The following is a 12,738-nucleotide window of genomic DNA, read 5'->3' as shown; positions in this document are numbered from 1 at the left end:
CCGGTCCGTGGGCTGGCGTATAACCTATATGGTTCTTTTTGTCAAGATTGGTGGGGGAGGGCAGAGAACAGGACAGATGCGAGGGGGTGACCCCCTCGCGCTCCCGGGACGTCTTCCGGCGCTTAGGCAGTGCTTTGGGGCTTCGTTGCGTGCTGTCTGGCTGTTGCGCTTGGGAGAACAAGGGCAGCCCTTCGACAGGCTCAGGGCAGGCGGTGTGGGGGGGGAGGGGTCCTTTGTCCCTCATTCGTCATGCCAGCGTAGGCTGGCATCGACCTCGGTTTGCGGAACGGTTGGTAGGCGCTTGGCGGCGAGCGATCCCAGCCTTCGCTGGGATGACGTTTGGTGCGGGGACAGCCGCTGCGCCTAGCCCCGCCCATCCTGAGCTTGTCGAAGGATCGTTCTTTCTTTTGCACGCGCGGTCGGCCGATTGACGGGCCGGTAGCCCGATTTAGGGTGGGGCCATGCAAGTCAGACGTTCGTCCTTCATCGCCGTTTTCGTCGCCACCGCCGTCGCCCTGCCCGCGCAAGCGGCACCGCTGGTGCTTGCGCCGTCGAGCAAGTGGGACATGCATTATGCCGACGACAGTTGCCGGCTTGCGCGCGTTTATGGCGAGGGCAAGGACAAGGTCATCGTCTTCATGGACCGGTTCTCCCCTGCGGCCCGGGTCCACGTGACCATGGTCGGAAAGCCGCTGTCCACAGGCTTCGATGTGCGGACGCCGGCCACCTTCTCGTTCGGACCGGGCCTTCCCGAAGGAAAGCGCAAGGACGCGCTGAAGGGATCTACCGGCGAAGACAAGCTCCCCACGCTGTTCATCGGGCCCAGCGACCTGTTGAACCGCGAGGGCGAAGACCTTTCCCCCCAGACCCCGGACGACGAAGCAAAGATCACGCAGTTCGCCCTGACGATCCGTCCGCGGCAGATCGTGTTCCAGTCGGGTTCGCTCAAGGCGCCGATGGCGGCCCTGCGGGCGTGCACCGACAGCCTGGTCAAGGAATGAGGACTCGATCCCGCCGTACAGGCCCGGCTTTCGCGGCCGGCGACGCCGCAGAGCGATCCGGGCAAGTGGCTGGTTTCGAGCGATTACCCGCGCGGGCCGCTGATGATGGGCGCAAGCGCCATCGTCTACTTCCGCCTGATGGTCGGCCCGGATGGCAATCCGACCGGTTGCCACATCCAGCAAGCGACCAACTCGCCCGAGTTCACCGACTTCACCTGCAAGCTGCTGATGAAGCGCGCCCGCTTCGCGCCCGCGCTGGACGCCGCGGGCAACCCGACGGCCAGCTATTACACCAACTCGGTGCGCTGGCTGGCGAGCGCCCTCTGATCGAGCGGACGACCGCGCAGATCAGCCCTGCAGCGCCAGCGTCAGGCACTGGCTGAAATCGTCCACCACATAGTCGGCAAAGGCATCGCAGTTGGCAAAGCCGTGCTTGCGATAGAGGCCGAGCGCGGGTTCGAAAGCCGGGCCCCGACCGGTTTCGAGGCTTAAGCGGGCGTAGCCGCGCCCGCGCGCGACCGCGAGGAGGTGGCGCAGCATCGCTTCGCCCACGCCCTTGCCCAGCCATTCGGGGGCGACGCGCATCGACTTCAGTTCGCCGTGAGCGGGATCGAGCTGCTTGATCGCGCCCATCCCGGCCAGCGCATCGCCCACCCACGCCGAATAGAACGTGACGCCGGGCGCGCGCAGGCTGGCGATGGGCAGGGCGTGGACCTTGCAGGCGGGCGAATTGGCATGCATTCCCGAAAGATGGAAGGCGACGAGGGCCTGGATATCCTCGCCCGACAGGTCATCTTCGACAATTCGCACATCGACCACGCAGTGTTCTCCTGACCGAACAGGTTTCATCTGCTATCGCCCCGACCATGACCGAGACAAGTCAAACAACCGCCACGGATGAAACCCGCTGGTCCATCGCCATTCACGGCGGGGCCGGATCGATGACGCCCGAAACCATGGACGCAAGCGCCGTCGCACTGCACGAGGCGGCGCTGTCCGCCGCGCTGGCAGCCGGAGAAGCCGTGTTGGCCGCCGGTGGCAGCGCGATCGATGCAGTGACCGCCGCCGTCGTCGCGCTGGAGGACGATCCGCTGTTCAACGCCGGACGCGGCGCGGTGTTCACCTATCACGGCACCAACGAGCTCGATGCCGCCGTGATGGACGGCGCGAGCCGCGGCGCGGGCGCGGTGGCGGGGGTGACCCACACGAAGAACCCGGTGAAGCTGGCGCGCAAGGTGATGGAAGCGGGCCCGCACGTGTTCCTTTCGGGCGCGGGGGCCGAGGAATTCGCCCGCGAACAGGGCGTCGAGCAGTGCGACGAGGACTGGTTCGCCACCGAGGAACGCTGGCGCCAGCTGCAGGAGCTGAAGGCAAGGAAGCTCGGCTGGTTCGACGATGGGCTGAAGTACGGCACCGTGGGCGCGGTGGCGCGCGATGCGGCGGGCCACGTGGCGGCGGCAACCTCCACCGGCGGCCTTACCGGCAAGCGCTGGAACCGCATCGGCGATTCGCCGGTGATCGGCGCGGGCACCTACGCCGACGACCGGGCGGGCGCGGTTTCGTGCACGGGCTCTGGCGAACAGTTCATCCGCGCCGGCGTGGCGCACGAAATCTGCGCGCGCATCCGCCTGGCGGGCAAAAGCGCCCAAGGCGCGGCCGAGGCGGTGCTGGCCGAAGTCGGCGCGATGGGGGGCGTTGGCGGCGTGATCGTGGCGACGCCTTCGGGCGATACGGCCATGGCCTTCACCACCCCCGGCATGTTCCGCGCCCGCAGCGACAGCAGCGGCAAGCGTTCGGTCGGGATCTTCCGCCAGGATTGACGCCAGCCGCGTAAAGGCGCAGCTTTCCGCTGCCGAGGGGCCGAGACAGAACGAGGGTCGACCGACACCGGAGCGTCAACGGGGGCGTGGGGACCGCCCCACATTCGGAGACGTGATACCCATGAAGATCGTTCGTTTCGCGGCCGCTGCCGCCGCGCTTTCGCTTGCCTTCGCAATGCCTGCCCTTGCCCAGGAACTTCCGGTCAAGGCGGGCGAGCTGGTGGAAGTGGGCATGATCAAGGTCGATGACGGCCATTTCGCCGATTACGCCATGTTCCTGGGGGATCAGTGGCGCAAGGACCAGGACTATTCGGTCAAGCAGGGCTGGATTTCCAGCTACGAGATCCTGACCAACGAATTCCCGCGTGCGGGCGAACCCGACTTCTACCTGATCACGCGGTACCCTTCGATCCCGGACGCCGCCGAGCAGAAGAAGCGGCAGGACGCCTATCTCGCCTACATGCAGAGCACGATGCAGAAGATGGAGGCGGGTTCGGCCGACCGGGCGAAGTACCGCAAGGTGCTGGGCTCGATGCTGCTGCGCAAGTGGGTCTGGACCAAGTGACCTGACCGGGTGCCATGAAAAGGGCGCGGGGTGGACTGTGCCATCCCGCGCCCCGTTCAGCGCCAGAATTCAGCCTTAAGGCCGTTTAGTCGCGCTTGTCGGTCGATGCCGCACTGGTGGTGCTGGCGCCGGACCCGGTGGTCGTGCCGGTGCGGGCGGTCGCGGCAGTGTCGCGATTGCTGCCGAAGCCAAAGGCGCCGCCCTGCGTGCCGGTGCTGCTGCCGCTACCGGTGCCTTCGACGCGCAGGTTGTTCTGCACGTGGCGCACGCCCGAAACGCGTTCGACGCATTCTTCGGCGCGGTGCTTTTCCTGGCGATTGCCGACGGTGCCGGTGAGCGTCACTTCGCCCTTTTCGACCGCCACGCTGATGCGACGGGCATCGACGCGCCAGTCTTCGGTCAGGCGATCGTTGGCATCTTCGCGGATGCGTTCGTCCGAGCGGGTGTAGTCGGCAGGACCGCGCCCGCGATGGTCTTCACGCGCATCCTGTTCGCGGCGGCGGGCCGCATCTTCATCGCCCCACCAGGACATGACCTCGTCGGCGGCGCGATCGAGGAAACCGCGGTGCTGGTTTTCGCGTGCATAGCCTTCGCCCGGTTCATAGCCGCTGCCACCCATCTGGCCGGTGCGCCCCTGACGCTGCGTGGCCTGGCCCGCGCCATAGCCGCCGCCCACGCCGCCGCCATAGCCCGCCGGCCAACGCTCACCCGCATAGGTGTTGCGCGAGGCGCCGTAGCCGCGATCCCAGTTGGAGGCATAGGCATGGCTGCCCGAACCGAAATCGCCGGGGCCGAAATAGTCGCCGGTCTGCGTCATCGGGCCATAGCCACCGCCGTAGCCGCCGGCGAAGCCGCCGCTCTGGCGGGTACGGCTGTCGTCCCCCAGATCGTAATCGCCATCTGCGCTGCGCCAGCCCTGGCCGGCGGCGCGACGGGAATCGCCGCGCGCGCGGTTGCGAAAGTCCTCGCCGCGATAGTCGTCGCGATTGTCGTAGCCGTGGCCGTAGCGGTTGCCGGTGCCATAGCGATCGTCATCGCGGCTTTCATTGCCCCATTGCTGGCGCGAGCCGCCGGACTGTTCGCCCGAATAGTCGTTGCTGCGGGTGCTGCGCGGATCGCGGTCGTGCTTGAGCGCGCGATCGCGCTCCCAATCGTAGCGGTCGTTCATGGCCAATCTCTCCTCAAGGGGTTGGACAGGCGCCAACGGACGGTCGCGCCCGTCGGATTCTGTTGTTGTCACAACGGTTTGCTAGCACGCCGGTGCCTTGCTCCGGTCGCAGGCGGACGGCGCTTCGTCGTGCCCCATGGCCATGGGTGCGGATCGGCGCGGCGTGCGTTAGGGTGACGACGATGAGCAAGGCGATGGACACGACGCGGCTGCCGCAGGTGATCGAGGACTGGTTCGCCGGCCGCGGCTGGCGCGTGCGGCGGCACCAGCGCGACATGTTGGCGGCAAGCCGCGCCGGGCTCCATGCGCTGCTGGTGGCCGATACCGGCGCGGGCAAGACGCTGGCCGGATTCTTGCCGACGCTGGCCGACTTCGCCGGGGATGCGCCCCCCGAGGACGGGCTGCACACGCTTTACGTCTCGCCGCTGAAGGCACTGGCGCACGACGTGCAGCGCAACCTGCTCACGCCCGTCGAGGACATGGGCCTGCCGATCCGGGTGGAGACGCGCAGCGGCGATACGCCGTCGGACCGCAAGGCGCGCCAGCGGGCCAAGCCGCCGCACGTGCTGCTGACCACGCCCGAATCGCTGTCTCTGCTGCTGAGCTATCCCGAGGCGGCGACGGTGTTCGCCTCGCTCAAGCGGGTGGTGATCGACGAGGTCCATGCCTTCGCCACCGGCAAGCGGGGCGACCTGCTGGCGCTGTCGCTCGCCCGGTTGCAGGCGCTGGCGCCCGCGATGCGGCGCGTGGCGCTTTCGGCGACGGTGGCGGACCCGGAAGCGTTTCGCGCGTGGCTGGCGCCGTGGGGCGATATCGACAGCGTGGCGCTGGTCGAAGGCGAGGCGGGCGCGCCGGCCGAAGTGGAAATCCTGGTCCCCGAGGGCGAGCGCGTTCCATGGGGCGGGCATGCCGCCGCCTGGGCGGTGCCGCAGCTGTATCAGGCGATCAAGGCGAACCGGACGACGCTGATCTTCACCAACACGCGGTTCCTGGCCGAATATATCTTCCAGCTGCTGTGGGACGTGAACGAGGACAAGCTGCCGATCGGCATCCACCATGGATCGCTGTCCAAGGAAGCGCGGCGCAAGGTGGAAGGCGCGATGGCGCGGGGCGAGCTGCGCGCGCTGGTGGCGACGGCGAGCCTCGACCTGGGCGTCGACTGGGGCGATATCGACATGGTGGTGCAGATGGGCGCCCCCAAGGGATCATCGCGCCTGCTGCAGCGGATCGGGCGGGCCAACCACCGGCTCGACGCGCCGAGCCGGGCGCTGCTGGTGCCCGGCAACCGCTTCGAATTCCTGGAGGCGCTGGCGGCCAAGGATGCGGTCGACGAAGGGCGGCGCGATGGCGAGGACTTCCGCCCCGGCGCGCTCGACGTGCTGGCGCAGCACGTGATGGGCTGCGCCTGTGCCGGGCCGTTCGAGGAAGCGGCCCTGCTGGCCGAAGTGCGATCGAGCCATGCCTATGCCTGGGTGGACGAGGCGGCGTGGGCCCGCGTGCTCGAATTCGTGGCAACGGGGGGCTATGCCCTGCGCGCCTATGACCGGTTCAAGCGCATCGTGCGCGGGCGCGATGGCGTGTGGCGGCTGACCCATCCCGAACACGCCGCGCGGCACCGGCTGAACGCCGGGATCATCGTCGATTCCGAAATGCTCGAGGTGCGCTTCCGCAACGGGCGCGCGCTGGGCAAGGTGGAGGAGAACTTCGGCGCGTCGTTGCGGCCGGGGGATACGTTCCGCTTTGCCGGGATGGATCTGGAAGTCGAATCGCTGCGCGATCTGGAGATCGTGGTGCGCGCGGCCAAGTCGGCCGGGCAGATCCCGAGCTACATGGGCGCGCGCCTGCCGCTGACGACGCATCTTGCCGACCGGGTGCAGGCGCTGCTCGCCGACCGGACGGGCTGGGCACGGCTGCCCGACGACGTGCGCGAATGGCTGGAAGTGCAGGACTGGCGCAGCCGCCTGCCCGCGCCGGGCGAGCTGCTGGTGGAAAGCTTCCCCCACGGCGGCCGTGCCTACACCGTGTACTACACGTTCGAGGGGTGGAACGCGAACCAGTCGCTCGGCATGCTGATCACGCGGCGGATGGAGGATGCGGGGCTGGGGCCGCTCGGCTTCGTCGCCAACGACTATGCGCTGGCGGTGTGGGGACTGAAGCCGGTCGAGGACCCCGCCGCGATGCTGAGCCCGGCGATCCTGACTCACGAATTCGTCGAATGGGTGCAGAACTCCTACCTGCTGCGCCGCGCCTTTCGCGAAGTGGCGGTGATCGGCGGGCTGGTCGAACGCCAGCATCCGGGCAAGCGCAAGTCCGGGCGTCAGGTGACCTTTTCGACCGACCTGATCTACGACGTGCTGCGCAAGTACGAGCCGGACCACGTGCTGATCGAGGCGGCCTGGGCCGACGCGCGCACGCGGATGACCGATGTGGGGCGGCTCGCCGACCTGCTCGACCGGGCGGCAGGGCAGTTGGTGCATGTCGAGCTGGACCGGGTGACGCCGCTCGCCGTGCCGGTGCTGGTGATGATCGGGCGCGAGACGCTGCCGGCGGGGGCTGCCGACGACGAGTTGCTGGTAGAGGCCGAGAGCCTGGCGGCGGCTGCGATGCGCCCGACGCGGGGGTGAGGCCGCGTTCGCCTGCGTGGACTTTGGCGTGCGGGCCGATTGCGAAGAACAGGACGGTGCTTCGACAGGCTCAGCACGGGCGGGGCTAGGGTGAGGTAGAGAGTGCGCGCGCAAATGACGCAGCGTCCGCTGCCGTTTGCCCTGAGCTTGTCGAAGGGCTGCCCTTCCCTTCGACGCGGATGGCCAGATGCGCACCACGCGCACGAAAAAGGGGGCGGATTGCTCCGCCCCCTCTTGGTGTTCGTGACCTCGTGGGGTCAGCCCGTCACTTCGAGAACGTTGCGTAGTTCTCGTTGCCGACGAAGCCGAACTTGCTCACCTTCGAATCGGTGATGATCTTCAGCACGTAGTTCGCCATCTCGTAGTTGGCGAAGGCATCGGGCTGGAACTGCAGTTCCGGCTCGGGCTTCATCGCCTTGGTCGCCTGGAGCAGCGACACCAGGTTGCTGCTCGTGATCGGCGAACCGTTCCACAGGATCTGGTTGGCCTGGGTGAGGATCAGCTTGTTCTTCACCGGGTCGACCTTAACGGGATTCTTCGGCGGCGTTGACTGCGGAAGATTCACGTTAACCGAGTGGGTGGCCACGGGGATGGTGATGATGAACATGATGAGGAGAACGAGCATGACGTCGATCAACGGCGTCGTGTTCATTTCCATCATCGGCGAGCCATCGTCCTTGCCGCCGCTCATTGCCATGGTGTGTACTCCTGTTCGCTCTCGGCTGACGGGAAGCCTTGCGGCCTCCGCGCCAGTTCAGCAGTCAGCTTAGCCGTTCGGATCGACCGGGGTCGAGATGAAGCCGACCTTCGGATAACCCGCGATCTGCACGTTGTAGATCGCACCGGCGACGCACTTCCAGGGGACGTGAACGTCACCACGGATGTGGACTTCGGGGATCTTGTCCGGGTCCATGTTGGCCGCGCCGCCTTCACGCTTCACGATCGCATCGAGACGATCGAAAGCCTGCTTGGCGAGCTCGGTGCTGTCCACCGGAGTCGTGTTGTTGATATAGACACGGCATTCGCCGACCGGCGAGGAGCCCGAGTAGCCGGGCTGCCCCGGAGCGCGACCCGCTTCGTCGGTCGAAACCACCGCGAGCAGCAGGTTCTCGACCTTGTCCTGAGTCTCTTCAGAGGCGAGGACGGGAACCTTCAGCTTCTCGATGGTCTGGATCGCGACCGGGACCGCGATGAGGAAGATGATCAGCAGCACGAGCATCACGTCCACGAGCGGCGTGGTATTGATGTCCGACATCGGGCGTTCTTCGCCGCCGCCGCCTACAGACATTGCCATTGGTTACATCCTATCCGTTCTGAGCCGCGGTTCTGCCGGGAGCCGGGGGAGCCCGAGCTCCCGGTGAAGATCCGCGTTTCCGGAAACCAGGCGCGACGGGGGAGTCCGCCGCACCAGGGACTACTGCTTACTTCTTGACCGGAGCGGCCGGAGCGGCCGGCTTGGCGGCAGCAACCGTGACGGCCGGCTTCACAACGCCCTTCGAGGCGATGTTGGCGAGGACGTCGGTGCTGAAGCCGGTCAGCATTTCGGCAATGCGCTTGTTGCGGCTCTGCAGGTAGTTGTAGGCGAGCACCGCGGGAACCGCGACGAGCAGACCGAGCGCAGTCATGATCAGAGCTTCACCGACCGGACCCGCGACCTTGTCGATCGAGGCCGAACCGGCGAGACCGATCGCGATCAGCGCGCGGTAGATGCCGACCACGGTACCGAACAGACCGATGAACGGCGCGGTCGCACCGACGGTGGCGAGGAAGGGAAGGCCGCCAGCGAGCTTGGCGTTGATGGTGGCTTCCGAGCGGGCGAGCGAGCCGTGCAGCCAGTCGTGCGCTTCGGTGGCGTCCATCTTGGTCACCTGGTCTTCGGCGGCGATGCCGTCGTCGACGATCTGGCGCCAGGCCGAGTTCTTCTCGAGCTTGGCAGCGCCTTCCTTGATGGTGCCGGCGCGCCAGAAGTTGCCGACATTGTTCTTGTACTGGTTCATGATCTTCGACTGTTCAAAGAACTTGGTGAACAGGATGAAGAACGAACCGAACGACATGATGCCGAGGATCACGACGGTGGCGTACGAGATGAAACCGCCGGCCTGGAGGGCTTCGACGAAGCCGAACTTGTTCTGCGGCGCAGCATTGGTCGCGGCCGCGGCGAGCGTCTGGATAAGCATTCGGATCTTCCTCTCAAGAATTCAAAGCTGCCCGAAGGCGATCAATGGGGGAATGGCCGGGGCCGGAGAGAAGGCCCCCGCCCAAATCGTCAGTCCTTCGGGATGACCCAGCGGACAGAGCTGCTGTACGATGCACCGACCGGCTGACCGTTCTGCGTGCCAGGCTTGAAGCGCGCGCGGCTCATCAGCTTGGAACACGTCGCCTCGTCGAGATCGGGGCTCCCGCTCGAACGGACGATGGTGCAGTTGGTCGGCTTGCCCGTGGCGTCGTAGTCGAGCTTGAACCCGGTCACGCCTTCGCGCTCCTCGCGCAGGGCGCGCGAAGGATAGTCGTTGGTCGTCACCCACTCGCCCGGACGGCCCTTGGGAGTCCCAGGGGTCGGCGGAGGAGGCGCCGGCGGCGGGGCAGCCGGCGGCGGAGGCAGCACCACGACCGGCGGGGCCGGCGGCGGCGGAGTTGCCACAGTCTCTACCTGGTTAACCACCGGCGTGTTGAAGCTGACCGGCGGCGGCGGCGCCACGATCGGCGGCGGCGGCGGCGCATCCTTCGGCGGCGGCGGCGGCGGCGGCGGCGGAGTCTTCTCCGGGTCGATCTTGACCGCCGTGGTCACCTCTTTGATCTTCTTGAAGGCCGAGTACGCGAGGCCAGTGACCAGCGCGTAGCCGACGACGACATGAAGAAGAGCAACGACGATGAGCGCGGTGATCTTGTTACCGCTCATCTGTTGGTCAGCGTATGCCATTCAGCTCCATAACTCCTGATCTTCCACCCCACCCCAGATCCCTGGGTAACGGGACGGGGCAAAACGGAGCCGCGGGGGGAATCACCGTTCCCTCCGATCGGCCAATCCAGCGAAATCTATCCACCCTGCCGGCAAACCCGGTCATCCGACATCGGGCGCAGGAGCCCGGCGACGGCATTTTCGGGCATTTATTATGTGTTGCCCGATTTCGGCGAGCTTTAACGCCGATGCAGGGGGTGCGCAAATGCTTTATCGGTTAAGACCTGATTCACGCTTGCCGGGCTTCGCTTCGGCAGTTCCGCGCCGGGTTGGCACACGCGTCATCGGTGCCGCATTTCCATCGACAGGACACTTATGAACCGCCGCCTGCCCTTACCGATCGCCCTGCTCGCCGCCTTGGCGGCGCCATTGCCCGCATTGGCGCAGAACCTTGCGAATCCTTCGCAAACTGTCGCTTCGGCTCCGGATGCGCTGCGCTATGCCGACCTTGTCGACCTCGTCTTGCCGGCCGATCTGGTCGCCCGGGCGCAAGTGCGCAAGGTGGCCAGGCTGAAGCCCGAACAGTCCCCTGGGCTCGCCGCCGGGAAAGTGCGTCTTTATATCGAGGCGCGCACGAGCGCGCTGCTAGCGGGGCCTGATCTTGGCGAATCGATCCGATTCCTGGCCGACGTTCCGCTCGATGCGCGGGGCCGCCCGCCCAAGCTGGCGAAGACCGACGTGCTGGTGATCGGGCACACCGTGGCCGGCCGCCCCGGCGAGCTGCTTCTGTCCGCGCCCGATGCGATGCTGGCCTGGTCACCCACGCGCGAACAGGCGCTGCGCGCGATCCTGACCGAAAAGCTTTCCCCCGACGCGCCGCCCGCAGTGAAGGGCGTGCGCGAAGCGCTGCACGTTCCGGGCAACCTTGCCGGCGAGGGCGAGACGCAAGTGTTCCTGGCGACCGAGGGCGCGCGCCCGGCGGCGCTGTCGATCATCAGCCGTCCCGGCCAGCCGCGCACGTGGGGCGTGAGCTTCAGCGAGATCGTCGACCAGTCGGCCAAGCCGCCCGCCCCCGAAACGCTCGCCTGGTACCGGCTCGCCTGCTTCCTGCCGCAGACGCTGCCCGCGCGCGCCAACATTTCCGACGGCGACACCAGCCGGGCGGCCGCGGCGGACGACTATGCCTTCGCGCGCGCCGCGCTGGGCACGTGCGAGCGCGGCCGAACGCTGCAGCCATGACGGCCGCAAGCGGGGCGTTGCGGGGCCAGCGTGTGTCCCCTAAGGCGCGGGCTCGGGAATCCTAGCGCGCGGACGCGCCAGACGACGGGGTAACAATGAGCGAACCACTGCGCATCGCGCTTGCCGGCCTTGGCACCGTTGGCGGCGGGGTGATCCGCCTGATCGAGACCAATGCCGCGCTGATCGCGCGCCGCGCCGGCCGCCCGATCGCGATCACCGCGATCAGCGCCCGCAACCGCAGCAAGGATCGCGGCGTCGACCTGTCGCGCTATGCCTGGGAAGACGACATGGTCATCCTGGGCGAGCGCCCCGACGTGGACGTGGTGGTCGAACTGGTCGGCGGCGCGGATGGTCCGGCTTTGGCCTTGGCGCGCACCACGTTCGAGGCGGGCAAGGCGCTGGTCACCGCCAACAAGGCGATGATCGCGCACCACGGGCTGGAGCTTGCGACGCGCGCCGAGGCCGCGAAAGTGGCGTTCAAGTTCGAGGCCGCCGTCGCAGGCGGCATCCCCGCGATCAAGGGCCTGCGCGAAGGGGCGGCCGCGAACCGTATCGAGCGGGTCTACGGCATTCTCAACGGCACCTGCAATTACATCCTCAGCACGATGGAGGATACCGGGCGCGACTTTGCCGACGTGCTCGCCGAAGCGCAGGCCAAGGGCTATGCCGAGGCCGACCCGACGTTCGACATCGACGGCATCGATGCCGCGCACAAGCTGTCGATCCTGTCGTCGATCGCATTCGGCACGGCGATCGACTTCCGCAACGTGACCGCCACCGGCATCCGCCGCGTGCTGGCCGCCGACATCGCGCAGGCCGATGCGCTGGGCTATTACATCCGCCTGATCGGCATGGCCGAAACCGAGGTGGATGAAGCAGGCAACCGCCGGCTGTTCCAGCGCATCCATCCGCACCTGGTCCACCGCGACCACCCGCTGGCGCATGTCGACGGCGCGACCAACGCGGTAGTGGCCGAGGGCAACTTCGTCGGCCGGCTGCTGTTCCAGGGCGCGGGCGCGGGAGATGGGCCGACGGCCAGCGCGGTCGTCGCCGACCTGATCGACATCGCCCGCGGCGACGTGGGCGCGCCGTTCTCGATTCCTGTGAGCGAGCTCGACGCAGCGGCACCCGCCGACACCGGCCACCGGCGCGGCAAGGCATACCTGCGTTTCACCGTGGCGGACCGCCCCGGCGTGCTCGCCGAGATCACCGCAGCGATGCGCGATGCCGGCGTTTCGATCGAAAGCCTGATCCAGAAGGGCCGCGCGGGCGAGGACAGCGACCAGGTGCTGGTGGCGATGGTCACCCACGAAGGCCCCGAAAGCGCCATCGCCGAAGCGATGCGCCTGCTGGAAGGGTCGGCCAGCTTGTCGGCCCCGCCGCTGGTGATGCACATCCTGGAAGAATGAGGCGGCCTGCCGC

The 12,738-nt window shown here is 67.4% G+C and carries 13 protein-coding genes; 7 read left to right on the top strand and 6 right to left on the bottom strand.

Annotated features, from left to right (window positions below; translation table 11 throughout):
- Positions 1 to 461 precede the first annotated feature (461 nt).
- Both HHL27_RS13705 and HHL27_RS13700 read left to right on the top strand, forming a co-directional pair.
- Complete coding sequence (locus tag HHL27_RS13705; protein ID WP_169493975.1) at positions 462 to 1,001, top strand: hypothetical protein; 540 nt, start codon at positions 462 to 464, stop codon at positions 999 to 1,001.
- A gap of 69 nt (positions 1,002 to 1,070) precedes the next feature.
- Positions 1,071 to 1,328: an energy transducer TonB gene (locus HHL27_RS13700; RefSeq protein WP_277350579.1), complete on the top strand. Its 258-nt coding sequence runs from the start codon at positions 1,071 to 1,073 to the stop codon at positions 1,326 to 1,328.
- A 21-nt stretch (positions 1,329 to 1,349) separates the two neighbouring features.
- Here HHL27_RS13700 and HHL27_RS13695 read toward each other — a convergent pair whose 3' ends face one another.
- Positions 1,350 to 1,820 (bottom strand): GNAT family N-acetyltransferase, encoded by a 471-nt coding sequence (locus HHL27_RS13695; RefSeq protein ID WP_338114902.1) that lies wholly within the window; start codon positions 1,818 to 1,820, stop codon positions 1,350 to 1,352.
- 47 nt (positions 1,821 to 1,867) lie between these two features.
- On the opposite strand from HHL27_RS13695, the gene HHL27_RS13690 reads away from it, so the two are divergent.
- On the top strand, positions 1,868 to 2,821 hold the full coding sequence (locus HHL27_RS13690) for an isoaspartyl peptidase/L-asparaginase family protein (protein ID WP_169493972.1): 954 nt from the start codon (positions 1,868 to 1,870) through the stop codon (positions 2,819 to 2,821).
- 121 nt (positions 2,822 to 2,942) lie between these two features.
- A complete protein-coding gene (locus HHL27_RS13685; RefSeq protein ID WP_169493971.1) occupies positions 2,943 to 3,386 on the top strand; it encodes a hypothetical protein in 444 nt (147 codons plus the stop codon).
- Between the two features lie 85 nt (positions 3,387 to 3,471).
- On the opposite strand, the gene HHL27_RS22455 is transcribed toward HHL27_RS13685, so the two are convergent.
- Positions 3,472 to 4,554 (bottom strand): BON domain-containing protein, encoded by a 1,083-nt coding sequence (locus tag HHL27_RS22455; RefSeq protein WP_240959759.1) that lies wholly within the window; start codon positions 4,552 to 4,554, stop codon positions 3,472 to 3,474.
- Positions 4,555 to 4,736: 182 nt separating this feature from the next.
- Here HHL27_RS22455 and HHL27_RS13675 point away from each other — a divergent pair, with 182 nt between their 5' ends.
- A complete protein-coding gene (locus tag HHL27_RS13675) occupies positions 4,737 to 7,178 on the top strand; it encodes a ligase-associated DNA damage response DEXH box helicase (RefSeq protein ID WP_420874062.1) in 2,442 nt (813 codons plus the stop codon).
- Between the two features lie 265 nt (positions 7,179 to 7,443).
- On the opposite strand, the gene HHL27_RS13670 is transcribed toward HHL27_RS13675, so the two are convergent.
- From HHL27_RS13670 to HHL27_RS13655, 4 genes are all read right to left on the bottom strand, one after another.
- Positions 7,444 to 7,875, bottom strand: a complete 432-nt coding sequence (locus tag HHL27_RS13670; RefSeq protein WP_169493970.1) for an ExbD/TolR family protein — start codon at positions 7,873 to 7,875, stop codon at positions 7,444 to 7,446.
- Between the two features lie 69 nt (positions 7,876 to 7,944).
- Complete coding sequence (locus tag HHL27_RS13665) at positions 7,945 to 8,472, bottom strand: ExbD/TolR family protein (RefSeq protein WP_206069591.1); 528 nt, start codon at positions 8,470 to 8,472, stop codon at positions 7,945 to 7,947.
- Positions 8,473 to 8,599: 127 nt separating this feature from the next.
- A complete protein-coding gene (locus HHL27_RS13660) occupies positions 8,600 to 9,355 on the bottom strand; it encodes a MotA/TolQ/ExbB proton channel family protein (protein ID WP_169493969.1) in 756 nt (251 codons plus the stop codon).
- 89 nt (positions 9,356 to 9,444) lie between these two features.
- Positions 9,445 to 10,098 carry an energy transducer TonB gene (locus HHL27_RS13655; protein ID WP_169493968.1) on the bottom strand — a complete coding sequence of 218 codons (654 nt, stop codon included), beginning with the start codon at positions 10,096 to 10,098 and terminating at the stop codon, positions 9,445 to 9,447.
- Positions 10,099 to 10,452: 354 nt separating this feature from the next.
- Here HHL27_RS13655 and HHL27_RS13650 point away from each other — a divergent pair, with 354 nt between their 5' ends.
- Both HHL27_RS13650 and HHL27_RS13645 read left to right on the top strand, forming a co-directional pair.
- Positions 10,453 to 11,316, top strand: a complete 864-nt coding sequence (locus HHL27_RS13650; RefSeq protein ID WP_169493967.1) for a hypothetical protein — start codon at positions 10,453 to 10,455, stop codon at positions 11,314 to 11,316.
- A 95-nt stretch (positions 11,317 to 11,411) separates the two neighbouring features.
- Positions 11,412 to 12,725, top strand: a complete 1,314-nt coding sequence (locus HHL27_RS13645) for a homoserine dehydrogenase (RefSeq protein WP_169493966.1) — start codon at positions 11,412 to 11,414, stop codon at positions 12,723 to 12,725.
- The last annotated feature ends 13 nt before the right edge of the window (positions 12,726 to 12,738 follow it).

The sequence above is a fragment of the Novosphingobium olei genome (genome assembly GCF_012927405.1).
GTDB classification, from domain to species: Bacteria; Pseudomonadota; Alphaproteobacteria; order Sphingomonadales; family Sphingomonadaceae; genus Novosphingobium; species Novosphingobium olei.
This window is presented reverse-complemented; position numbering and strand designations above follow the sequence as displayed.